The organism is Peptostreptococcus sp. D1 (assembly GCF_900112955.1).
In the GTDB taxonomy this organism is placed as follows: Bacteria; Bacillota; Clostridia; order Peptostreptococcales; family Peptostreptococcaceae; genus Peptostreptococcus.
The window spans coordinates 26,677-50,644 of sequence record NZ_FONP01000007.1; the positions used below are offsets into that span (position 1 = coordinate 26,677).

A 23,968-nucleotide genomic window follows, 5' to 3' on the forward strand; every position below is an offset into this window, starting at 1 on the left:
ATTTTTATTTAAAATTATATCTTATTTAAAATTATTTTCATAATTTAGTGGATTTTCTAATCCTGCTATTTTAACAATATCTAGAAAGGAATATTTTCCTCCTACTTTACAAATATTAATGTATTTTTTCCATGCATTATCATAATCAAGCTTTGACAGCTCATAGAATTGCAAAGCACAAAGCTGTGCCAATACATAATCTATATAATAAAATGGATCTTTAAAAATATGTCCCTGCCTATACCAATATCCACCATTTTTCAAAAATGCCAGATCAGAATAGTCTCTATGTGGCAAATATTTTTTTTCCAATTCTCTCCAAATACTTTTTCTTTCACTAGGACTCAAGCTTGGATTTTCATATATTATATGCTGAAAATGATCCACCAATGTTCCATATGGTATGAATTTCAATGCGGAATCGTAATGGTATTTTTTATATTTTTCTTCATCTTCACCAAAAAATAAATTCATCCATGGGTAAGTAAAAAATTCCATACTCATAGAATGTATTTCACAGCTATCTAGTGTTGGAAATGCAATTTCAGGCATATCAATATCTCTAGATAAGTACATTTGTAATGCGTGTCCTACTTCATGTGTCAAAACATCAATATCATCAACAGTCCCATTGAAGTTTCCAAAAATAAATGGGTCCTTAAATTCTGGTAAAAGAGTACAATATCCACCCATAGCCTTATTTGGTCTAGGCTTGACATCGAATAATTCATTATTTACCAAATATGTATAAAATTCACTTGCCTCAGGAGAAAGCTCACTATACATTTTTGCACCCATTGAAATTATATATTTACCATCCCCAATTAATTTTGCATTTCCATCAGAAAAATGAACCCCTTCATCATAATAATCGAATTTTTCAGAGTTTATTCTTTTTGCCTGCTCTAAATATATTTCGTTTGCCAAAGGAACATATTTTTCGGTCACGAATTTTCTCAAGCCTTCTATATTTTTCGTAGAGTAATCAGTTCTCAGCATTCTCATATAACCAAGCTCAATAAAATTATCATATCCCAGCTTATTTGCCATTTCATGCCTAATTTTAACTAATTTATCGAAAATTAGGTCGAAGCTTTCTTCGTTTTTTTCAAAAAATTCTGTGTGAAGCTTGATTGCTCTCACTCTTACTTCTCTATCCGACGAGCCTATATATGGTGCCAGATCAGAAAGATTACACACTCGCCCATCAAATTCAATCTTAGCAGAAGATAACAATTTTGTATATTCGCTCATCAGCAAGTTTTCTATTTGCAAGAGATCGACAATTGACTCTGAAAAAGATTTTGCTTTTAACTCAATAATAGAATAAAATTGCTTTCCAAATTCAGCAACTAGCTCCTTTTCAATATTTTTTTCAAGTAATGCTTTGTAAAATATGTTATCGAGTTTTTTAAAATAGGGATCATATTCATCCCAATAATTATTTTCTTCACAAAATAACTCATCTGTAGTATCTATTGAATACCTTATAGAGGCATATTCTTTCATAGTCTCTACATGATTTCTAATTCGATTAAGCTCATTTATAAATTTTAGTATTTCTGTAAAATCATCGCTCTGCCTTATTTTTTCTATTAATCCTAAAAACTGAAAGTTCACATCCTCATAAGACACTCTTTCATATTTAATATCAGAAAATTTCATCTCATCCTCCTAAAAATACTACTTTGTATTTAATATTTAGCCTACCATTAGCATAAAATATAATATAATTATATAGCCTAATTTACTGCTTTAGCTCTAAATCATCTCGCCTATACGATTCTATTATATCATATTTAATTTTCATGCTTGATTATTTATCATAAAAGATTTATAATATATATGTCATGACACTTGTAAAAACATATATAAAATTATTATTTTCTTATGTCAGGTTTTATGATAATATCTCAATTTATTAGGGGGAAAAAATGAAAAATATTGAAAAAAATGATATCGAATATAAAATAATCACAAAAAAATCCAAATTACCTACTCTAAAAAAGCTTTTCCATAGATACTTTATTCAGGCGTTAAATGGAATGGCTTTAGGACTATTTTGTACATTGATTATTGGACTTATTATTAAGCAGATAGGAATAAGCATAAGTGGGCCAATATCGACCTTTATGATCACTATTGCTACGGTGGCAATGTCCTTGACTGGAGCTGTAATAGGCATAGGTGTCGCCCATTCACTTGAATCTCCGAAGTTGGTAATACTTGCCTCAGGAGTAAGTGGCATGATTGGTGCATTTGGTGCTGCTTTTAATTCAGGAAAACTACTAAGCGAAGCAGGTCAGTTTGTTATTTCTGGTGCAGGTGATCCACTTGGCGCCTTTATCTCTGTCGTTATTGGAGCCGAAATAGGAAGACTAGCTTCTGGAAAAACAAAAATTGATATTATTGTCACTCCTTTTGTAACTATTATGGTCTCATCAATTGTTGCATTTACGATTGGACCAATTCTTATGAATGCTATGACTGCATTGGGTCATTTTATTATGATTTCCACTGAACTACAGCCTTTTTTAATGGGAATAATAGTATCAGTAGTTATGGGTATAGTTTTGACACTACCAATAAGTTCAGCAGCATTATCCATAATACTCGGACTTTCTGGAATTGCATCTGGAGCAGCAACAATCGGTTGTTGTTGTCAAATGGTTGGATTTGCTGTAATTAGCTTTAAAGAAAACGGATGGAACGGACTTTTAGCACAAGGTTTAGGCACATCAATGCTACAGATTCCAAATATTATGCGTAAGCCAATTATTTGGATTCCTCCAATTATTGCTAGTGCGATATTGGGACCAATATCTACAGTACTTCTGAAGCTGGAAAATAATCCTGCTGGTGGTGGTATGGGAACATCCGGTTTAGTTGGACAGCTTATGACATGGCAGACAATGTCCTCATATTCAGACAATACCATGCTTTTCTTTGAAATAATTATATTTCATTTTGTTTTGCCAGCAATAATCTCATTAATCATATCAAGATTTATGAGAAGTAAAGGTATCATAAGATATGGAGATTACAAATTAGATTTATAAGGCGAATTTTTTATAAATTAATTTTTTTCTAAGCTCGGTTATGAATAAATCATGCTATTTTTGCTATAAATAAAATAGCATGATTTTTTATGTATAATAAATGCTGCTAATCAATTAATAAATATTTAAGGAGGAAATTTGATGAATAAAAAAAGTAATAAAAAATTGGATGGTAGAAATAAAGCTTCTATTGCTCTATTGATATCGTCTATTGTATTTTTTTCGATAAATCCAATAAAGACACATTTACTCAACACAAATCTCAAGGAAAATGATTCTGATAAAATAAAAATAATAACTAAGTCTGTAAAATTAAAAAAAGATACAAAAACTGAAAATGTCAGCAATAATACTACCTCAATCTCTGACAATTCTGCAGCAGCTTCAAATTCTAATAACGGAAAAGCTTCAAAGGAAAATAATACTACAGTAGCATCAGCTTCAAAGGAAAGCAACTCTAGTAATACAGATAACGAAAAAAATAGTTCTAATGAATCCATAAATTTTGAAAAAGTTCAATCACTAAACCTTGATATGGTAAGAGCTGCAAAAGGTAAGGTTGATTATTCATCTGCAATTGGAGCTATCTCCATACCGAATATAGATTTGCTATTGCCGATTTTTAAAGGTCTTGACAATCACTATCTGTCTTATGGTGCCGGAACACTAAAATCCAACCAAAATATGGGTCAAGGAAATTACACATTGGCAGCTCATAACTATCCTGATTATCCAAAAATTTTGTTTTCGCCATTACCAAAAATAAAATCCAACGATCGTATCTATATTACTGATTTTGGCAAAATTTATGAATATAAGACTGAATATATTAAACTAATTGAGCCTACAGATATATTTGTAATAAATGATACTCATAATAAGACAGAGCTAACATTAATAACCTGTAATAATGATGGAAGCAAAAGGTATCTTGTGAAGGCGAGCTATATTGGGCAATCATCCTTTACTGACAATACAAGTGAAACAAAATCTATATTCCGACTGAACTAGAGAGTCATAAGGTAAACAGTTAAATTTACATAAACAATAAATCTATCAGATTATAGCTTCTAAATAAAAAGCGTTGATGGTTTTGAACTTTTTAAAAATAATTCATTTCCAACAACGCTTTTTATTTTTCGTCAATATTTATTATATTTTATTAAAATTAATTTTTTTATTCGCTTAATAAAAAAACAAGCTAATATTAAAGCAACTTTCAACATAATAGCTTGTTTTACATTTTATTTATCTATCTCTGATTTAAATGGTGTATCTCTATACAGCTGTGCTTTATATACGTTTTCTTTTATGTAGCCAAGCTCGTACATCTTGTACAGAACAATAGCCTGTCTCTTCTTTGCCTGCTCGTAGTTTTGATATAAATTAGGATTGTTCGTAATACCGGCCAACATAGTAGATTGTCCAAAATTTAATTCATTTACATTTTTCCCAAAATATAATTTTGCACCAGCCTGAACACCATAAGTCGATTTTCCAAGATAAATATTGTTAAGATATGCCTCCAAAATTTCATTTTTAGTCATGATTTTATTCAACACTATTGCATTATACATATCTTGTATTTTTCTTTTCAATGTTTTTTCATTACTCGTCAACAGATTTTTTGATACCTGCATATCAATCGTACTTCCCCCCTGAGTCATATTACCTGTAAGATTGTTAATGAAAGATCTTACCAATGATTTATAATCAATTCCTTTATGACTATAGAATCTTTCATCTTCAATTGATATTACGGCATTTTGTAAATTTTTCGGTATCTTTGATAGTGGTACTGGCTCTTTATTTATATAGCTTTCTAGCACCATTTTCTTCGTCAATACCGGCATATCATTTATTATACTCTTAACATAAATAAAACTGGCACTTCCACCAACAACCATTATAATAAGAAGAAATGCAATTATCTTTTTTAAAAGACGAAATCTCCACGATCTCACATCGTATTCATCTTCGTAATATTCTTCATCCTCATCAAAATCATCAACTTCGACAATTCTTTTTTGTCTCCAATTATTTCGTCGATTTTCTCTTTCTCTCTCTCTTTCGATATAAGAATTATCTTTTTTATATGTAAATCTTTCACTGCCAGGAAAATTCCTAGATTTTTTTTCATTTTCAAAGGTTAATGTATTAGACCCACTTGTCTGTTGCTTTTTTATTCTAATTTTAGAATTTTTGCTTTCCGATTTTGTTCTCATCGATCTGGAGTCGCTACGTTGATTACTTTTACTGATATCGTAGTATCTCATAGCTGAATCGTTTTTCTTATCTTCCACCGAAAAATTAAGAGTGTCTTTTCTATTTTCAAAAGATGCTCTTTTTAGCTTATATGTTTTTATGTCATCATAGATTTCCTCTTCAAGTCTATTTCTGCTTCGTCCACCTATGCTATTGTCATTCCTATTTCTGTTATTCGTATTATTATTGCTATCGAAAACATCAGACATAAAATCGTCCCCCTCAATTTATTTTAGTAACTGTTCCCTAATCTTTAAAAATAACTTTGCAGTCGCCAAGGTATCCGCATCTGCTCTATGTGCATTTACCAGATTAATATCATAAAACTCACAAGCAGTTGCCAGCTTATTGTTATTGCCAGTATATATTTTCCTCGATTTTAATATTTTTAACATTTCCAAAGTGCAAACATAGTTGTCTATCGGCATCAAACCATATTTTTGCAAATAAAAATTCAAAAATGATAAATCGAATTTGGCATTGTGTGCAATCAATACCCTATCACCAATATAATCCCTAAATTTAGGTAATACTTCATCTATTTTTAATTCACTTTCAACCATCTCATTTGTAATATTTGTAATATCTGTAATAGCTGTAGGTATTATTGAATTCGGCTTTATCAGCCTTGAATAATTTAAAGCAATTTTATTTTTTTTTATTTCTGTTACACCTATCTCAATAATTTCATGCCCCTTATATGGACTAAGACCAGTAGTTTCAAGATCTACAACCACAAATTCGTCTTTTCTCAGCAAAGAATCCATCAGTTAATCCTCCCATTTTTCCATAAAACTATGCTTCTTCCCATCAATCTGCCATCCCAATATTGAATCGATATTTACATTTTCGGCAGCTTTAAAAATTGATTTTTCAACGTTTAGAAAATCATTCGATAAATTTTTTATTAAATCCTTAATCTCATATCTTTTATTTCCAGTTTTCTTTGCTGCAACCATACATGCGCAGTTTAGAGGCCATATTCCGCTAAATGAAATCCATCTAATTATATCCTCTTCTCTTATATAGTATAGTGGTCTGATAAGCTCAATGCCTTCAAAGTTTGTCGATTTAAGCTTTGGCAGCATCGTTTTAAAATTACCAGCACATAGTAAATTAAGCATTGTAGTCTCTATTACATCATCAAAGTGATGTCCCAGCGCCAATTTATTGCAGCCCAGCTCCTCTGCTTTACCATATAATGCCCCTCTTCTCATTCTGGCACACATATAACAAGGATAGTCACTTGCTATTCTATCAGCAACTTCAAAAATCTGAGAATCAAATATTTCCAAATCGATATCTAGATATTCACAATTCTCCAAAAGTAGCTTTCTGATGCTAGAATGGTAGCCTGGATCCATCGCCAAATATACAACATCAAAGCTTACAGGAGAATGGCGTTTCAATTCCTGAAATAGCTTCGCCATCAAAAGACTATCTTTTCCACCAGAAATTGCAACAGCTATTTTATCCCCTTCTTCCACGAGTCTATATGTCTTGATTGCTTTTATAAATTTGGACCATATTCTTTTCCTGTATCTCTTGGTAATACTTTTTTCTATATCCTTTAAATCCTTTTTATCTTCCTCGGGAACTAAAGCCTTACACCCAGTACCCGCCAAATTATTATCTGACATCTATTTCTCCTGTATTTTTAATTCCAATTTTTTATCAGCATTAATAAAGTATGTTACAGTAGCATCAAATTTTCTGTCATTTTCGTCTTTTAGACCCTTCAACGATGCACTTTTCCCTTTAGAAAATGCTTTAATCATAGTTTTTGTTGGTTTTTTACTGTATTTTTTCAAAATTGAATTGTTTTTCCAAACAGTAAAACCACAATTAATATAGTTTTTGCAAGCAAAAGCCTTTTTTGATTCTATAATATCTCCACCACATTCCGGACATTTTGAAATAATTTCAAAGCCAGTCTGATCGTCAACACTACTATCACTTTTTTTCGATTTACTTTCCTTATCTGTACTTTTCAGCTTGCTTTCTATTTTTGTATTTTTCAGTTGACTTTCCTTGACGAATTTTTTTGTTTTTGGGTTATATACAATTTTTTCTGTATTTATATTTTTATTTGGTCCCATCTTTATATTATTAACATTGTCATAGATAAATTTGCAAATATTATTTAGATAGTCCTTTCTGCTAAACTCGCCTTTTTGTATATCAAATAAATTCTTTTCCAATTTTCCGGTAAAGTCAACATCAAATAAGTTTTTTACTGGAAATATTTCAACTAGATTAATACCCAAATCAGTAATAGAGTAATTTTTCCCCTTTTTCTTAACATATCCAACCTGAGAAATTTTTTTCAATACATCTGCTCTTGTTGCCGATGTTCCAATTGAATATCCAGAAAGGACTGTCGTATCATCCTCTGAAGCATTTTTCCCACAGTTTTTCATAGCCTTTAACAAAGTGTCCTCCGTATATGGCTTTGGTGGTGTGGTGTTTTTCTCAATTGGGCTAATTCCCAATACATCTACACTTTCACCTTTTTCTACGTATGGAAGCAGGCTCCCCTTTGAATCCTTTTCATAAATCTCAAGATATCCCCTTACCTTCAAAACCTTCCCCTTAGAAATAAAACTATATTCGTCAATATTAGTTATTATTTCGGTGTTTTCATACTCAGCTGGAGGCATAAAATTTGCCAGAAACCTATCCTTTATAGCATTATATACTATCCACTCATCCTCATTCAAATTTTTTGGAATAATGTAGGTTGGAATAATAGCACTATGGCTCTCAACCTTTGATGAATCGAATACCCTTTTTGTCTTTGAAAAATTTATGTTTTTTTCAGCAGGATGACCTTTTTTAATCGTTTCAAGTGTCGATTTTACTTTATCTGCCAGACTTTCTTCCAAAAAAACTGAATCAGTCCTCGGATATGTGATAAATCCACCACTGCCTTTTCCTTCATATAAATTTTGACACACACCAAGTACCTTATCAGAAGTAAATCTGGAGTACTTAGAGGTTATATATCCCTGCAATGAAGTCAATGAAAATAATTTTGGAGCATACTCCTTCGAATTTGTTACCTTTTTGTCTTTAATAATGGCTTCATTTGAATAAATCTTGTCAACAATTAGACTTGCCTCTTCCTTTGTATCAAATTTGCTGTTCTTCCCTTTTTGATATTTTCCAGTATATTCTCCGTTTTTACTCTTGAATTTTCCCTCTATTTCATAATATATCTTTGGAATAAAATTTCTTATTTCCATATCTCTGTCATAAACTAGCTTCACAGTTGGAAGTATAACTCTCCCGATATTTAACATTTTTCCATTTCCATATTTTAGAGTAGCTGCACAGGTAAAATTAATTCCTATTAGCCAGTCGGTAATAAGTCTTGTGTATCCAGCCGCTTGCAGATTTCTCATTTCAGAATCATCCTTCAAATTCGATAAGCCTCTAGTTATGTCTTCGGGGGTCCATTCATTGACCAAAATACGTTTAACTGGTTTTTGATTTTTAGACATCATAAATATCAGGAATGAAATTAATTCACCCTCTCTATCGTTGTCGGTAGCATTGATAATATACTCGACATCATCTCTTTTTATTAAATTATCAATAATATTAAATTGTTTTTTCTTATCGTCATCTATCTTAAACCCAAATTTATTTGATGGAATAAATGGATAATTTTCCATTTTCCAAGAGCCCGAATATTTTTCTTTATCGTAATCCTTCATATCATAAAGCGATACCAAGTGACCAACTGCATATGTAACTATATATCCATTTCCCTCATAATAACCATCTTTCCTTGAATTTGCCTTTAAGAAAGATGCAATAGTCTTTGCAACAGACGGTTTTTCAGCCAATATCAATATCATTTTGCTCATCCATTCTAAAATTAAATTCATATAAGTGTATTATTGAGAATCATTCAATAACTATCATAATATTATACCATAAAACAAAGCTTTTATAAATATCAAAAGAACACGTTAAAAGTAATAGATTGAAATAATGTATGAAGTAACATATGGAATAATGGACGAAAAAATAAATATACAAAAAGTATCACACATTCTCTCAAAATTGTGAATGTGTGATACCTCTTATATGGTCAACCTTCAAGTCAACTCAAATATTAAAATAATTTATCCATTTTTTTAACAGCAAGTAAAATCCTCTGTTTCCTTTGGAATACCACCCTTGTGATTTCCTGTAAAGCAAGCATCACAGAACGACAACCCTGGACATAGCTTTGGTAAATCATCAATCTCTAAAAAACCAAGTGAGTCTGCATTTATACTCTCTCTAATTTCTTCTAATGAATTGTTTACTGCGACCAGATTTTCTCTACTAGGAACATCTGTTCCATAATAGCATGGAAATTTAAATGGTGGTGAACTTACCCTTACATGAACTTCAAGTGCACCTGCATCTTTTAGCATCTTTACAATATTTCTAATGGTAGTTCCTCTAACTATTGAATCATCTACCATTATGACTCTTTTTCCTTTTACAACATCTCTTATCACATTCAATTTTACTTGAACACCAGATGTTCTCTCGTTTTGTTTTGGTTTTATAAAGGTTCTACCAACATAGCTGTTCTTATAAAACGCCATTCCATATGGTATACCTGATTCCTGAGAGTATCCGACCGCCGAAGCCAATCCTGATTCTGGTACACCTACAACCAAATCTGCTTCTACTGGAAATTTCTTTGCCAATATTCCGCCTGCCTCTACCCTAGACTTGTAAACACTTACACCATCTATAAAGCTATCGGTTCTTGCGAAATAAATATACTCGAATATACATCTTGCAGCTTCAAGCCTTTCTGAAAATCTATCTGACATTATTTCACCATCAGCAATTGTAACTATCTCTCCTGGCTCTACATCTCTAATAAACTCCGCTCCTATTGTATCAAGTGCAGCAGATTCAGAGCTCAAGAAAAACGTATTATCCTTCCTACCTATGCACAACGGTCTAAATCCAAATGGATCTCTTGCACCTATCAATTTTGATGGACTTCCTACCACAAGTGAAAACGCACCTTTTAATTTTTTTGCAGCACTTTTCACTGCATCCTCAATCGAAAGTGTATGTAGCCTTTCCCTTGCTATCAAGTATGCAATTACCTCTGAATCGGTTTTAGTCTGGAATATTGCACCTGTTGTAGCCAATTCATTTTTTAATTCAGATGTATTTGTCAAATTTCCATTGTGTGCCATTGATAAAATACCCTTTATGTAGTGAATAACAAAAGGCTGAGAGTTTTCTCTTCCCCAGCCACCAGCTGTTGAATATCTAACGTGACCTACACCCAAATTACCATTTAGCGAATTGATAATATCCTTATTAAATACTTCGTTTACTAGCCCCAAATCCTTATGAAATCTCACATCATCTTTTTCGCCGAATGTATTCCTAACTGATATACCACAGCTTTCCTGACCTCTATGTTGAAGTGCAAAAAGTCCGTAATAAATATATGAGGCAACGTCTTCTCCATCTATGTCATAAGCACCGAAAACGCCACACTCTTCTCCTAATCCAGTCATTACTTCTTCTCCCATAGCATCTATCCTTAAAAACCTAGGCGATTTCTAACTTCAGAATATGCGCCCTCAGCATTTCCCAAATCTCTTCTAAATCTATCTTTGTCTAATTTTTCGTTTGTATCCTTATCCCATAATCTACAAGTATCTGGTGATATTTCATCTGCAAGAATTATTTCACCATGGAATCGCCCGAACTCAAGCTTAAAATCTATCAATTTAATATTTGCCTTCAAGAAGTATACTTTCAATAATTCATTGACCTTTAAAGCCATTTCTCTAATCTGATCAATTTCTTCCCTTGTAGCAAGCTTTAATGCAATGGCGAATGAATCATTGATAAGAGGATCTCCCAGCTCATCATTTTTATATGAAAATTCTGTTGTAGGCTCGTCAAATATAGTTCCTTCTTCAACACCCAATCTCTTTGAAAAGCTTCCTGCAGCGACATTTCTAACAATCACCTCTAAAGGCACTATTTCAACAGATTTTACAACAGTATTTCTAGAATCTATCGTTTTGACAAAGTGAGTTTTTACTCCATTTTCCTCCAAATAAGCGAATAACCTATTTGACATCAGGTTGTTGATTTCTCCTTTGCCTACGATTGTTCCTTTTTTCAAGCCATTAAAGGCTGTAGCATCATCCTTATAGGACACAATTAGGTAGTCTTCGTTATCTGTCCTAAAAACCTTCTTTGCCTTGCCTTCATAAAGCTGTTCCAATTTTTGCATTAAAATCACTCCTTATACATAAAAAATATTTAAATACTATTCAATCATTCGTGTTTATCACCAAATTATCATATAAACAACAATATTATATCATCAATAATACTGTACAAAACATAATTAATAAAATATGACGTATATTTTTATTATCTAAGTATATTTTATTCGTATTTGTGTTTTTTTGCAATAGTAAATTCGTATTTTTTTAGTTTTTTCCGATTTTTTTGGAAAATTATCATAAATATCAAATAGGAATCATGTTTTTATCTCTTTTTCACGAACAAATATCCTCGCTAAACGGATGTTTTGTTCGTTTATTTTATATTTTTATATAGCTATATCGAACTATATTTTCCTAGGAAAATTTTAGCTATTTAACTCAACCTTCTGCCCATCCAAATAAACATCTATTATCGAGAATTTTTTATCTAATACCAATATATCTGCATTTCTTCCTTCCTCGATAATTCCGCATACACTATCTATTCCAACAGACCTTGCTGGTACCTGAGTAGCCATTTGTATCGCCTCAAATGGACTGGCAATTCCCCATTTTACAAGATTTCTTACAGCATCTATCATTTTCAAAACAGATCCTGCCAAATTTCCATTTTCTAGTCTAACGGTTTCTCCGTCTAACTCAACATCAAAGTCTCCAAGCTTGTATTTGCCGACTGACATTCCACCTGCCATCATACAATCACTGATCAAAGCAACACTTTTATATCCTCTAGCTCTTACCAATACATCTACAGCAGCTGGATGTACATGATGTCCATCGCAAATTAATTCTGCAAAAACATTTCTCAATGTCATAGCAGCTCCTACCATACCAGGATTTCTGTGATGTAAGCCACTCATTCCATTATACGTATGAACAAATATATTGGCTCCAGCATCAACCACATTTCTTGCTTCTTCATAGCTTGCAGCACTGTGACCAAGTGCTACGTATATACCCATTTCTCTAGCCTTTTTAGCAAAATTTACACTTCCTTCAAGCTCTGGAGCTAATCCAATTTTTTTTATCAAGCCGCCAGAGATATTTTGCCATTTTATTAATTTTTCAATTTCTGGCTTCAAAAAATATTTTGGATTTTGAGCTCCCTTATATTTTTCGGTAAAAAATGGTCCCTCAAGGAAAATACCCTGTATTTTTGCACTATAGGTATCCTTGTTTTTCTTTACAATATCTACAACTTCTATAATATCTTCCTCTGCTGCAGTAAGAGTCGTAGCCAGAATGGAAGTAACTCCTGCTCTTAAAATATCCTTACATATTGATCTGAATCCTTCTTCCGACTTATCCATAAAATCATGACCACAAAATCCGTGAACATGAGTGTCTACAAATCCAGGACATATGATGGAATCCTTATAATCTATTATATCTCTTCTATCTATTAAATTATTTCCATCAATTTCATCATTTATTAATATCCTTTTTATCCTTTTATCTTCTATCAATATTGCTGAATCCTCCAGCATTCTATCCTTCAATACTATATATTTGGCTTTTAATATCATAATAACCTCCAAAAAATAAATTCTAACAAAAATCGTAAATGTAGACTAAGCACAAGATTATTGATTGTCATTTTCTTTTTCAAATCCATAACTCAATGCTCTAATTGTATCTCCATGCATCTTAGCCCTGTTGTTCTTGTCTCTCTGTACAAAATGAGAATAAAGTATGTCAACCATTATTGAAATTGGAAATTGTGGTGATATGACATTTCCGTGATTCAAATGTCTAAGAGATGGCACCAATATAACCTCTGAGCAGAACTCGCCATAGAAATCTCTTATCTGTGATGTAATCAAAACAGTATTTGCTTTTTTCTTGTGAGCTTCTTTTAAGAAATATAGTACCTCTTCCGTTTCACCACTTATACTTACACCAAATACCAGATTTTTTTCATTCTGAAATACTGCTCTCATCTTCATTTGATCCGAATCTGTTATCGAGTCGATATCAACACCTATTCTCATGAATCTAAGCTCCATTTCACTTGCAGCCAGTCCTGATGAGCCTTTTCCACATACGAATACTTTTTCTGAACTAATTAAATAGTTGATTACTCTTTTTAATTGATTTTCATCTACCAAACTATATGCTTTATTAAGTAGCTCTTGATAAGTACTTAAAACCTGACTTACATTGTCCGCCATATCCTCTTGCTTTTCCACAAAGCCTTCACTATATTGATATATAAACTCTCTATATCCTCTAAAGCCACACTTTTGAGCAAATCTTGAAAGAGATGCCTCAGACACAAATAGCTTATTAGCCAGCTTTTTGCCTGAAAAATCTTGCTTCTTGTCATTGTGAATGAAAAAATCTGCTATATTTTTCTCAACTGTAGTAAACTTTTCATAATTTGACTCGATTATTGCAACCACAGATTTAACATAATATCCCATGATTTTCCTCCTTAACACTACTATATCTTTGAAAATAACAAAAAGGCATATGCTTATTTGCATCTTGCCTCTTTATTATAACTCAAAATCATATCTTTATCTTAAAAATTGCTTTTTTTATTTTATGCGGTTTATCGACTGCAATTGCTGTCATATGTCCGTCCGCAGGATAGCATATCAAGAAGTCTCCCTCGCTTAACACCACAGAAGAATTTTTTTGCCCCTCTAATGGAAGAAAATCATCCTTGTCGACAAATTCGCCTTGCTTCATATTATCGATAAAGCTTAGGTCTATCTGTTCACAGCCATCTAGCATCAGGTGTAAATCTAGATAGTTTTTATGAGCTTCCCAAAACCTATTATCAGGACTAGTTGTCACATATTCGACAATATTCACAAAAAGTCTTTTCCCATCAATTTCGTATGAGCCCTTTCCAAAGGATTTCAAATCGTTTCTTTTATAGTAGTCGAAGCACTCTTTTATCTGTGATTCAAGAAAAGAATATTCTCCTAAATCTTTTATATTCCCAAATATCATATTTTACCCCCTACTAGTCTCTATATACAGTTGTGTTTGGTAGTGGAGCTTCATTTACTCCCTTAACCTTAGACCAAGCTATTGAAGCTACAAGTCCAACAACCAAAGACACAGCAATTGATATTATTGAATATGACCAGAATGAAATCTTTGCTGGGTCTACAAAGTATTTAATATATACCATTACGCATGATGCTGCTATAAATGCAAGCGTCGCACCAAACTTATTTGCAACCTTTGTGAATGCCCCCAAAATAAATGTGCCAACAAGTATTCCAAGGACTAGACCCATAAATCCGTTAAACCATTCATATGCAGATTTTACTCCGCCCTGTGCAAGAACTATTGCAACCACAATCGCAAATATTCCAACTACCAATGATACCCTCTGACCTATCTTTGTCTGTTTTTCAAAGCTCAATTCCTCCTTGTTTATACGAGCCTGTATATCTAATGTCCAGCTTGATGCTACAGAGTTTAGTCCAGTAGAAAGAGTAGACTGAGCTGCTGCGTAAATAGCTGCAAGAAGTATTCCTGTTACACCCACCGGTAATTCAAATGCTATCCATGATGCAAAAATTTGATCCTGCTGTGCTGCTGGAGGTAATACGTTTCCCTGTACCTGATAAAATACATATAACCCCGTACCTATCAAGTAGAATACTGTAGCAATAAATATAGATAGGCAACCATTTGCTATCATCATCTTATTTAACTGTTTTGTATCCGTAGTAGTTGTAAATCTTTGAACTATATCCTGACTAGATACATATGAGCCCATAGTATTTAGACCAGCACCTATTATCAATAGGAATATGCTATCTCTAAAAATATTGGCATCGAATAATGGTTGATCGGCTGCCAAAAACTTTTGATTATTTGCCAATTGCTCTATAACAGCTCCCATTCCACCGTTAATATGAGCAATAAGATAAATCAGACCGAAAGTAACACCAATAAGGAGAACTGCCCCTTGTATAAAATCAGTCCATAATACTGACTTTAATCCACCTGTATATGAATAAATAATTGCAATAACACCCATGATTATTATTAAAATATTTACATTTACACCCATCAGCTTTGACAATACCATACATGGTAAATACATGATGATAGACATTCGTCCAACCTGATATATTATGAACATTACTGCTCCAAGTATTCTTAGTCCTTTACTGTTAAATCTTATTTCCAAATAATGGTAAGCTGTATCTATACCTAGCTTACTGTAAATAGGTAAGAAAAATCTTATTGTAAACGGTATTGCGACTAGCATTCCAAGCTGTGCAAACCACATGATCCACGTTCCCGCATACGAGTTACCAGCCAGTGATAAAAATGAGATTGGACTTAGTAGCGTTGCGAATATAGATACAGAGGTTACCCATCAAGGTACTGTTCCATCTCCCTTGAAATATTCCTTTCCCTTCATCTCCTTCTTAGAGAAATGAAGACCAGCAAATAACACTGCTGATAGATATGCGATTAATATTATTAAATCAATCTTAGTAAAACCTTGCATAGCAACCTCCCAATTATCCTATGTATTTGACTCTAGCGTCTCTTATCATTTTTGCAGCCTCTTCAACTATTTCCATATCTTCTTCTATAAGTGCTGCCAATGGCTTTCTTACACCACCAACATCAAGACCTTCATTTATCTTTAGTATTGCCTTTATAACAGCATACATATTACCATGAGCAGAGCACATCTTGTATATTACTTCATTTACATCATACTGAATTTCTTTAGCTATATCTAATCTACCAGCTCTTACATACTCATCCATCTTTAAGAATAAATCTGGCATCACACCGTATGTTCCTCCAATTCCACCTTCAGCACCTATCACTCTGCCTGAGATGAACTGTTCATCTGGACCATTGAATATTATATAATCATCTCCAGCCGCTTTTTTAAACATTTGAATATCCTGAACTGGCATTGATGAATTCTTAACACCGATTACTCTCGGATTTTTTCTCATTTCTGCAAATAGACCTCCTGTTAAAGCCACACCTGCCAGCTGTGGTATATTGTATATTACAAAATCAGTGCTTGGAGCTGAATCTGATATGTCATTCCAATACTGAGCTATCGCATATTCAGGCAATCTAAAATAGATAGGTGGTATCGCCGCTATTGCATCTACACCCAAACGTTCTGCGTGTGCCGCCAATTCTTGAGAATCCTTTGTATTGTTACAAGCAACATGAGCGATAATTGTTAACTTGCCTTTTGCTTCCTTCATTACATTTTCAAGAATTATTTTTTTGTCTTCCACACTCTGATAAATGCATTCACCAGAAGAACCATTTACATATAGCCCCTTTACACCTTTATTTATGAAATATTTCGTCAATTCTCTTGTTCTTTCAGGACTGATATTTCCTTCATGATCATAGCAAGCATAAAATGCTGGTATTACTCCTTTGTACCTTTCAAGACTTTTCATAGTTACGTTTTCCTCCATGTCACAAATAAATTTATATAATAATTTCAAATTTAAAGCCTATTAATTAAGCACTATTTTTCTTCAATCTTTTCGACAAAAGCTCTTGTAATAAGCTGTGGTCTTGTAATTATTGAACCGACAACTACGCTATATGCTCCAAGCTCAATTACTCTTTTTGCTTTTTCTGGAGTATTGATATTCCCCTCAGCTATTACCTTATTTTCAACCTTATCAATAATTTTTCTTAAAATTTCAAAATCATTTTCTTCAATCCTATCTCCTTTTGACTGTTCTGTATAGCCTACCATTGTTGTTCCAATAAAATCAAACCCAAGCTCGTCAGCATGTATTGCCTCTTCAACTGTAGAGCAGTCAGCCATAAATAGTTGATCTGGATACTTTGCCTTTACTTCTCTGAAAAAATCATCCAGACTCATATTATCGGGTCTAAGGTCGCTAGTGGCATCCATCGCAATTATCTCAGGTCTGACCTTCATTAAATCGTCAACCTCAGACATAGTTGGAGTAATGTACACCTTTGATCCTTTGTAATCTTTCTTTACGATGCCAATAATCGGCAAATCTACCTGCTTTTGAATCTCTTCAATATCTTCTCTTGTATTGGCTCTAATACCGACTGCACCGCCTTCCTTTGCAGCTAATGCCATTCTACCCATAATAAAAGAAGAATGAAGTGGCTCGTTTTCCAACGCCTGACAGGATACTATTAGCTTACCTTCTATAGACTCTATCTTACTCAAATCAGTCATGCTCAACCTCCTTTTTTATTTCTTATTATCATGCCACTAAGTATATATCAGTGTAAATTATATTTCAATATATATTTTAAATTCTGAAATATATTTCAATTTATTGATAAGTATGATATCATTTTCCCATTTTCCCAGATGAATTAACTATATTTTTGAAAGTTATTTCAATTATTCTCTTTATCCTTGAAAATATTATTTTCTCATTTATACTAATAATAAGGAATTAGATTTTTAAGTGGATTCTTACAAAATTTAAATTGAAAAATTAAACTGTTAATATGGAGGATATATTTATGATTATTTATAAAGCCGAAGATTATAAGGATATGAGTAGAAAGGCTGCAAATATTATTTCAGCACAGGTAATAATGAAGCCAAGCTGTGTTCTAGGACTTGCCACTGGCTCCTCGCCACTTGGCACATACAAACAGCTTATAGAATGGTACAATAAGGGAGACATAGATTTTTCCCATGTGACTACAATAAATCTTGATGAATATAAGGGATTGTCTCCAGAAAACGAGCAAAGCTATCGTTTCTTTATGAATACAAGCTTTTTTGACCATATAAACATAGACAAGAAAAGGACATTTGTACCAGATGGGCTTGAGATGGACAGCGAAATAGCTACAAAGAAATACAATGAAATAATAAAAAATTCAGGTGGTGTCGACCTACAATTACTTGGACTTGGACATAATGGACATATAGGATTTAATGAACCTGGAGAACAGTTTGAGAAAGAAACTCATTGTGTAAGTCTTGCACAAACGACTATAGAAGCCAACAGAAGATTTTTTGAATCAGAAGCTCAGGTACCAAAGCAGGCCTATACTATGGGAATCAAATCAATCATGCAGGCAAAAAAGATAGTTCTTATAGTGTCAGGTAAAGACAAGGCTGAAATTTTGGATAGAGCATTAAATGGTCCAATTACACCAGAGCTTCCAGCTAGTATACTTCAGCTACACAATGATGTTATTGTAGTTGCTGACAAGGCTGCATTATCAAAATGGTCAAAAACTATATATTAGCTTTAATTTAATTTTTGACCGATTCAAAAATAAAGTGTCTATTTAGTTATAATTAGTTTCTGTTTACCGATAATTAATTCTATTTGTCGATAATAAGCTTCTATGCTACAGCTTCAAAGCATATATCAATTTGACTGTAGCATAGAATTTTAGTTTCACAACACCCCCCATTTCCAATATGAAAAAATATATATTTTCATATTATCATATTGTTTAGAATATTTCAACAAAAAACTACAGTACCAATTCAAGGTTGATTTGATACTGTAGAATAAAAACTTAAATAATTTAAAATCCGCTAAATCTGCTTTAAATAATCAGATATTCTATTTTTTACTTTTTCCTCACCCATTATCTGTTGAATACTCCAAAGGTCTGGTGATTGTTGTCTTCCAACAACTGCAACTCTTATCGCAGTGGAAACATCTGTGATATTCCCCTTGTATGCTTCAGGATTTTTCTTAAATTCCTTATTGTTTGAAGTAAATCCGTTTCCATCAGTGATAATTTTCACCTTTTCAAACCACTGTTCATTACTATCAGAATGATCATATGCTTCCAAATACTGCTCTAAAATAGCCTTTGCATCATCGTTTGATACTCTTTCTGGCATTTTATCTACATATTCAAAGCCTTCATCAAAATAGTATGAAACAAATTGCATTATTTGAGTACAATTTACTAAATCTTTTCTAGGCTTTTTACCATCTCTACCAATCGATAAGAGCTTAATTAAATCATCCTTGTATTTATTCAGTAGCGAATTTGCGTTTTTGTCAAATTTTTCAGACCAGGATAACATGAAATCCATTATATCTTCTACAGAAAGCCTAATTAATACATCCTTAGATATATCATTCAATTTATTTAAATCAAATAATGCTCCAGAAGAGCTCATATTCTTTGTCTTAAAAGAAAATTCCTTAAACGATTTTTCTGGATTCTTCATTCTCCACTCCTCATAATTCGAGTTCATCAGCGTCATCAGGTATTCTGTTACTGCCTCAGGGAAATAACCATCTCTCATATAGTATTCAAGTGATAGCTCAGGGTCCTTTCTCTTTGACAGCTTTCTCTTTTTACCATTCTCTGATTTCATCAAATGAGCAGTGTGGTTGTAATTTGGTCTTCTCCACCCCATTACGTGAAACAATTCAAGATGTATCGGAAGTGTAGAAAGCCACTCTTCTCCTCTTACTACATCAGTTATTCTCATGAAATGGTCATCAACGACATGAGCAAAATGATATGTAGGTATACCGTTTTGTTTTAGGATAACCACATCTAGGTTATTTTGTCTAACAGTAATTTCCCCTCTGATTCCGTCAATAAATTTCATAGCTATTTCAGGATTACCCGAAGCTTTAAGTCTTAAAGTCCATGGTTTACCAGCTTCAATATTTGATTTTATAGCTTCAAAGGACAAAGCTCTATCTGTAGCCCATTTTCCATAATATCCGGTATTCACACCTTCTTTTTCTTGTTGATTTCTAATAGCTTCCATTTCTTCTTCAGAAACGAATGAAGGATACGCCATTCCCTTTTCAGTCAGAAACTTTGCTGCAGTCTGATATATTTCTTTTCTTTCGCTTTGTCTGTATGGACCATATGCTCCAACCTCTCCATATAGTGACACACCTTCGTCAAATTCAATACCAAAGAATTTTAACGAGTTGATAATAAGCTCTTCAGAACCCTCTACACGCCTTTTGTCATCAGTATCCTCAATTCTAAGCAGCATTATACCATCAGATAAATGTGCCATTCTTTCATCTACCAAAGCGCCATACAGGTTACCTAAATGAATAAATCCAGTTGGACTTGGTCCTAGTCTTGTGATTTTTGATTTTTTTTCAAATTTTCTTTCTGGAAATTTTTCTTCATAATATTCTAACGTCTTATCTACGTTTGGAAATAATAATTCTGCTAATTCTCTACTCATACATTTCTGTGTAAACACACTTCCTCCCAACATATATTATAATTTTCTTTCAAGAAAATCAGTTAACTTGTTTACAGAGCTCATATCGTCTCTTTCCAAATCAGTTGGTTGAAGAGATAAATCGAACTTATCTTCAATTGCCAGCAAGACCTCAATGATTGCCAGCGAATCAAGTAACTCATTTTCAAATAAATCTAAATCTTGATTTTCTCTTATCTCATCTGTATCAAGAACTTCCTCAAATATTTCTATCACACCTGCTTTAATATCCATTCTTATAATCCTTTCAAATCCATTAATAACTTTTAAACACAAAATCAGCAATTGACTTTGTAAGGTCCATTACTTCACTAGCTTATTAAAAAATTTTAAACACTAGCTATATTATATATCAATATAAGCATATTTTAAATATAATTATTCAGATAACCAGAAAAAATAAGCATTCCGAAGCAAATAATATGGAAGGTTACAAAAATCTGTAAAAGCTGATAGTGCTTATTTTTTGCGTGCTTTTTATGAAGCTTGCTCGCCAAATAATCGTCTGTTAACGCCAATGCAATACCTTGATATACACCATAGGCAATATAGTACCATGTCAAGCCATGCCAAATTCCCATAGTAGTCATAGTTATCATTTGACCAATTCTATAAACATTTTTTTTCTTTTTTCTGTACTTCTTATTTTTTAGTGTGTTTAGTACAAATCTAGAAAATATGTAATCTCCAAACCACCTAGACAGGCTTATATGCCATCTAGTCCAAAACTCCTTCATGTCTTTACTCACAAATGGCTTATCGAAGTTTTCTGGAACCTTTACACCAAATAAATAGCCTGTTCCGATAGCCATATTACTATACCCTGCAAAATCAAAAAATAGGTAAAGTGTGTAGCAATACATATACTGAACCAAGCTAAAAATACTGCCATCATTTGGAATTTCCTTTAACCAAGCTATGTAAATAAGAGATGCAAAGAAAAACTTATATGCCAATCCTACGACCATTTTCTTAGCACCGACCAGCAGGTAATCATTAATATATACATCCCTTGGGATTTCAGCATTGATCTCATCAATAAATTTTCTATACCTATCTATCGGTCCAGAGCTTAAGGTTGGAAAAAACAAAACAAAGTATAGAGTATCTGTGAGCTTTATTTCATCAATATTTCCATCATATATATCTATTATTATCTGAACTGTCTTAAAGGACATATACGATATTCCCACGAATCCAATAATTCCAAGAGCCGTAAAGCCAGATATCTTATTGAAAATAAGTGGTAAAAGCGATAATAAAACAAACAGCCTAAATCTCCATTTTTTATTTTTATCATTAGCCTTTAAGTATATCTTAATCAATACCATCTCCCAAAGAAGAAAAACTCCAATGGTAAGCATTTGATTCTCCATGCCTATAGTAAGGATAACCATAAAAATAGTCGCAAAAAAAGCATAATACTTGATTTTTATTTGCTTTATGCCCAATATAATAGCAGGCACAGAAATCAGAAGAAGGATATAAATATAAAAATAATCTTCATACTGTGAAATAGTCATCTATGCCTCCTCAGCTATATATAAATATAGCTTCTTTCTATCTATTTTTCCGTTCGTGTTCAAGGGCATTTCATCAATAAAATCAAAGGATCTAGGCACCATATATTTTGGTATCAGCTTTGATAATTCACGCTTGATTTCTACAGTTTTCTTCAGCTTACTTTCCTTTATTCCTTTTTTTAACACTACAATTGCCTTTAAATAAGAAACCTCGCCGTCCTTACTTATTGGAAGAACTACAGCACTTGAAATCTCATTTATTTTTCTTAGATTGTTTTCTATATCTTCAATTTCAATTCTATATCCATTTAATTTAATCTGAAAATCTTTTCTTCCAAAAAACCTGATATTTCCATCATCATCTATAGCTCCAAGATCTCCAGTTTTATATGCCCTTAGCCTTAACTTTTCATCTAGTGCCGAAGCTGGGCTCTTTGCTTTGAATATACTCTCAGCCTCAACGTAAAAGCTTTTATTAGTTATTTCTGAATTTTTGTAATATCCCTTTGATACGGAAGGACCAACTATTACAATTTCTCCCTTTTCTCCTTTTGGAGCTTCCTTCATTTCATCATTTACTATTTTGATAATGCTGTTTGGCATAGGAATTCCAACTGGCAGGCTTTTATTTGCATCGATATGCTTTCTATTTATAGAAACCTGACTAATTCCTACAGTGGCTTCAGTTGGACCATATCCATTTATTAGCTTTATCCCTGGAAATCTATCAAGCAATTCTTTGGCAACAGGTACAGGCAATACCTCTCCTATAAATAGCATCGTTTCCAATTCAGGTAATAGCTCCTGTGAAAAAGTTTCATCATTCAAGCACATATTTGCAAAAGAAGGTGTTGAAACCCACACCTTAATATTTGATTTTTTTAGCTCAGCATATAATTTCTTGAAATCCAAAATCAAGCTATTTGGAATTGAAAACAAGGTTGCACCAAAAATTATTCCAGGATACAAAGTCGAAACACTCAAATCAAAGGAATATGATGGTTGATCTAAAACCACCATCTCACTTCCATCTATACCTAGAACAGGCGAAATCCACTCAGAAAAGCTATCCAAATTATATGTACTGATTTGCACACCTTTTGGTTTACCTGTAGTTCCTGAAGTAAATAATATATATGAGTTTTCATCATTATCTACCCATTTTTCACGACTGACTTCAAAATCATAGGCATTGCTCTTTTCCGTCATCAAATTCATCAATGTAGCTTTATCAACAATATCTACACTATTATAAACAGAGCTGTCTAACAAAATTTCTTTGTCAGAAAGATTAAAAATAACCTCTGGCTGAACTGTTTCAATAATGTCCTTCATTCTCTGTGCAGGCGAGCTCGTATCAATTGGAACATATGCCTTCCCAGCTTTCAAAGAACCTATCATTGCAACTAATATCATGACATCCTTGTTGCCATATATAACCGTCGGTACATCCGAATTAAATTTCTCTATCAAATAATTCCCCAAAATGTTAGAATATTTTTCCACTTCAGCATAACTAATTGATTCCTTACCACAAATTACTGCCAATCTATCAGTCTTTGAATATCGCCTTACGCCCTCAACAATATTTAACATAAAAAATCCCTCTCTTTATCATTAATAAATCATTTTACA

General features: G+C 32.8%; 20 protein-coding genes and 1 pseudogene. 3 read left to right on the forward strand and 18 right to left on the reverse strand.

Annotated features, from left to right (window positions below; translation table 11 throughout):
- Positions 1–21: 21 nt before the first annotated feature.
- Positions 22–1,665, reverse strand: coding sequence for a M3 family oligoendopeptidase (locus BM120_RS06350; protein WP_091994215.1), 1,644 nt, complete (start codon positions 1,663–1,665; stop codon positions 22–24).
- 269 nt (positions 1,666–1,934) lie between these two features.
- Here BM120_RS06350 and BM120_RS06355 point away from each other — a divergent pair, with 269 nt between their 5' ends.
- Together BM120_RS06355 and BM120_RS06360 are read left to right on the forward strand one after the other, a co-directional pair.
- The gene (locus BM120_RS06355; protein ID WP_091994216.1) at positions 1,935–3,059 is read left to right on the forward strand and encodes a PTS sugar transporter subunit IIC; all 1,125 of its coding nucleotides are present in this window, start codon (positions 1,935–1,937) and stop codon (positions 3,057–3,059) included.
- A 141-nt stretch (positions 3,060–3,200) separates the two neighbouring features.
- Positions 3,201–4,070 (forward strand): class A sortase, encoded by an 870-nt coding sequence (locus BM120_RS06360; protein ID WP_091994218.1) that lies wholly within the window; start codon positions 3,201–3,203, stop codon positions 4,068–4,070.
- A 233-nt stretch (positions 4,071–4,303) separates the two neighbouring features.
- Here the strand turns inward: BM120_RS06360 and BM120_RS06365 are convergent, their stop codons facing one another.
- The 13 genes and pseudogenes from BM120_RS06365 to BM120_RS06420 all read right to left on the reverse strand — a co-directional run bounded on the left by BM120_RS06365 (position 4,304) and on the right by BM120_RS06420 (position 17,792).
- Positions 4,304–5,533, reverse strand: coding sequence for a transglycosylase domain-containing protein (locus BM120_RS06365; RefSeq protein WP_242941572.1), 1,230 nt, complete (start codon positions 5,531–5,533; stop codon positions 4,304–4,306).
- Positions 5,534–5,551: 18 nt separating this feature from the next.
- A complete protein-coding gene (locus BM120_RS06370) occupies positions 5,552–6,091 on the reverse strand; it encodes a 3'-5' exonuclease (RefSeq protein WP_091994220.1) in 540 nt (179 codons plus the stop codon).
- Positions 6,092–6,094: 3 nt separating this feature from the next.
- The gene (locus BM120_RS06375) at positions 6,095–6,964 is read right to left on the reverse strand and encodes a tRNA 2-thiocytidine biosynthesis TtcA family protein (RefSeq protein ID WP_091994221.1); all 870 of its coding nucleotides are present in this window, start codon (positions 6,962–6,964) and stop codon (positions 6,095–6,097) included.
- Complete coding sequence (locus BM120_RS06380) at positions 6,965–9,187, reverse strand: DNA topoisomerase (RefSeq protein WP_091994222.1); 2,223 nt, start codon at positions 9,185–9,187, stop codon at positions 6,965–6,967.
- Positions 9,188–9,469: 282 nt separating this feature from the next.
- The gene (gene purF / locus BM120_RS06385; RefSeq protein ID WP_091994223.1) at positions 9,470–10,888 is read right to left on the reverse strand and encodes an amidophosphoribosyltransferase; all 1,419 of its coding nucleotides are present in this window, start codon (positions 10,886–10,888) and stop codon (positions 9,470–9,472) included.
- Between the two features lie 11 nt (positions 10,889–10,899).
- Positions 10,900–11,604: a phosphoribosylaminoimidazolesuccinocarboxamide synthase gene (purC, locus tag BM120_RS06390; RefSeq protein WP_091994224.1), complete on the reverse strand. Its 705-nt coding sequence runs from the start codon at positions 11,602–11,604 to the stop codon at positions 10,900–10,902.
- 363 nt (positions 11,605–11,967) lie between these two features.
- A complete protein-coding gene (nagA, locus tag BM120_RS06395) occupies positions 11,968–13,128 on the reverse strand; it encodes an N-acetylglucosamine-6-phosphate deacetylase (RefSeq protein WP_091994226.1) in 1,161 nt (386 codons plus the stop codon).
- 57 nt (positions 13,129–13,185) lie between these two features.
- Positions 13,186–14,025, reverse strand: coding sequence for a MurR/RpiR family transcriptional regulator (locus BM120_RS06400; RefSeq protein WP_091994227.1), 840 nt, complete (start codon positions 14,023–14,025; stop codon positions 13,186–13,188).
- Between the two features lie 88 nt (positions 14,026–14,113).
- Positions 14,114–14,563, reverse strand: a complete 450-nt coding sequence (locus BM120_RS06405; protein ID WP_091994228.1) for a NanQ anomerase/TabA/YiaL family protein — start codon at positions 14,561–14,563, stop codon at positions 14,114–14,116.
- Between the two features lie 13 nt (positions 14,564–14,576).
- Positions 14,577–15,941: pseudogene (locus BM120_RS06410) on the reverse strand (sodium:solute symporter family transporter); the annotation flags it as partial.
- A 12-nt stretch (positions 15,942–15,953) separates the two neighbouring features.
- Complete coding sequence (locus BM120_RS11300) at positions 15,954–16,088, reverse strand: hypothetical protein (RefSeq protein ID WP_330389393.1); 135 nt, start codon at positions 16,086–16,088, stop codon at positions 15,954–15,956.
- Positions 16,089–16,101: 13 nt separating this feature from the next.
- A complete protein-coding gene (locus BM120_RS06415) occupies positions 16,102–17,022 on the reverse strand; it encodes a dihydrodipicolinate synthase family protein (protein WP_091994230.1) in 921 nt (306 codons plus the stop codon).
- A 71-nt stretch (positions 17,023–17,093) separates the two neighbouring features.
- Positions 17,094–17,792, reverse strand: coding sequence for an N-acetylmannosamine-6-phosphate 2-epimerase (locus BM120_RS06420; protein WP_091994232.1), 699 nt, complete (start codon positions 17,790–17,792; stop codon positions 17,094–17,096).
- A 296-nt stretch (positions 17,793–18,088) separates the two neighbouring features.
- Here BM120_RS06420 and nagB point away from each other — a divergent pair, with 296 nt between their 5' ends.
- The gene (gene nagB, locus BM120_RS06425) at positions 18,089–18,829 is read left to right on the forward strand and encodes a glucosamine-6-phosphate deaminase (protein WP_091994234.1); all 741 of its coding nucleotides are present in this window, start codon (positions 18,089–18,091) and stop codon (positions 18,827–18,829) included.
- A gap of 298 nt (positions 18,830–19,127) precedes the next feature.
- Here the strand turns inward: nagB and gltX are convergent, their stop codons facing one another.
- The 4 genes from gltX to dltA form a co-directional block, all read right to left on the reverse strand.
- Positions 19,128–20,789 (reverse strand): glutamate--tRNA ligase, encoded by a 1,662-nt coding sequence (gene gltX / locus BM120_RS06430; protein WP_330389394.1) that lies wholly within the window; start codon positions 20,787–20,789, stop codon positions 19,128–19,130.
- 18 nt (positions 20,790–20,807) lie between these two features.
- The gene (gene dltC / locus BM120_RS06435; RefSeq protein ID WP_330389395.1) at positions 20,808–21,086 is read right to left on the reverse strand and encodes a D-alanine--poly(phosphoribitol) ligase subunit 2; all 279 of its coding nucleotides are present in this window, start codon (positions 21,084–21,086) and stop codon (positions 20,808–20,810) included.
- A gap of 92 nt (positions 21,087–21,178) precedes the next feature.
- Entirely contained in the window at positions 21,179–22,333 is a 1,155-nt protein-coding gene (gene dltB / locus BM120_RS06440; protein ID WP_091994247.1) for a D-alanyl-lipoteichoic acid biosynthesis protein DltB, read from the reverse strand.
- Entirely contained in the window at positions 22,334–23,929 is a 1,596-nt protein-coding gene (dltA, locus tag BM120_RS06445; protein WP_091994249.1) for a D-alanine--poly(phosphoribitol) ligase subunit DltA, read from the reverse strand. It abuts the gene before it with no gap.
- Positions 23,930–23,968 lie beyond the last annotated feature (39 nt).

What these genes read in the sequence shown, in the direction of transcription:
- nagA (WP_091994226.1), bottom strand. Translation starts at nt 13,128, where the DNA reads ATGATATTAAAAGCCAAATATATAGTATTGAAGGATAGAATGCTGGAG.
- purF (WP_091994223.1), bottom strand. Translation starts at nt 10,888, where the DNA reads ATGGGAGAAGAAGTAATGACTGGATTAGGAGAAGAGTGTGGCGTTTTC.
- BM120_RS06360 (WP_091994218.1), top strand. Translation starts at nt 3,201, where the DNA reads ATGAATAAAAAAAGTAATAAAAAATTGGATGGTAGAAATAAAGCTTCT.
- BM120_RS11300 (WP_330389393.1), bottom strand. Translation starts at nt 16,088, where the DNA reads ATGCAAGGTTTTACTAAGATTGATTTAATAATATTAATCGCATATCTA.
- BM120_RS06420 (WP_091994232.1), bottom strand. Translation starts at nt 17,792, where the DNA reads ATGACTGATTTGAGTAAGATAGAGTCTATAGAAGGTAAGCTAATAGTA.
- BM120_RS06350 (WP_091994215.1), bottom strand. Translation starts at nt 1,665, where the DNA reads ATGAAATTTTCTGATATTAAATATGAAAGAGTGTCTTATGAGGATGTG.
- BM120_RS06400 (WP_091994227.1), bottom strand. Translation starts at nt 14,025, where the DNA reads ATGGGATATTATGTTAAATCTGTGGTTGCAATAATCGAGTCAAATTAT.
- purC (WP_091994224.1), bottom strand. Translation starts at nt 11,604, where the DNA reads ATGCAAAAATTGGAACAGCTTTATGAAGGCAAGGCAAAGAAGGTTTTT.
- BM120_RS06355 (WP_091994216.1), top strand. Translation starts at nt 1,935, where the DNA reads ATGAAAAATATTGAAAAAAATGATATCGAATATAAAATAATCACAAAA.
- BM120_RS06405 (WP_091994228.1), bottom strand. Translation starts at nt 14,563, where the DNA reads ATGATATTTGGGAATATAAAAGATTTAGGAGAATATTCTTTTCTTGAA.
- BM120_RS06380 (WP_091994222.1), bottom strand. Translation starts at nt 9,187, where the DNA reads ATGATATTGATATTGGCTGAAAAACCGTCTGTTGCAAAGACTATTGCA.
- dltB (WP_091994247.1), bottom strand. Translation starts at nt 22,333, where the DNA reads ATGACTATTTCACAGTATGAAGATTATTTTTATATTTATATCCTTCTT.
- BM120_RS06370 (WP_091994220.1), bottom strand. Translation starts at nt 6,091, where the DNA reads ATGGATTCTTTGCTGAGAAAAGACGAATTTGTGGTTGTAGATCTTGAA.
- BM120_RS06375 (WP_091994221.1), bottom strand. Translation starts at nt 6,964, where the DNA reads ATGTCAGATAATAATTTGGCGGGTACTGGGTGTAAGGCTTTAGTTCCC.
- BM120_RS06365 (WP_242941572.1), bottom strand. Translation starts at nt 5,533, where the DNA reads ATGTCTGATGTTTTCGATAGCAATAATAATACGAATAACAGAAATAGG.
- BM120_RS06415 (WP_091994230.1), bottom strand. Translation starts at nt 17,022, where the DNA reads ATGAAAAGTCTTGAAAGGTACAAAGGAGTAATACCAGCATTTTATGCT.
- nagB (WP_091994234.1), top strand. Translation starts at nt 18,089, where the DNA reads ATGATTATTTATAAAGCCGAAGATTATAAGGATATGAGTAGAAAGGCT.
- dltA (WP_091994249.1), bottom strand. Translation starts at nt 23,929, where the DNA reads ATGTTAAATATTGTTGAGGGCGTAAGGCGATATTCAAAGACTGATAGA.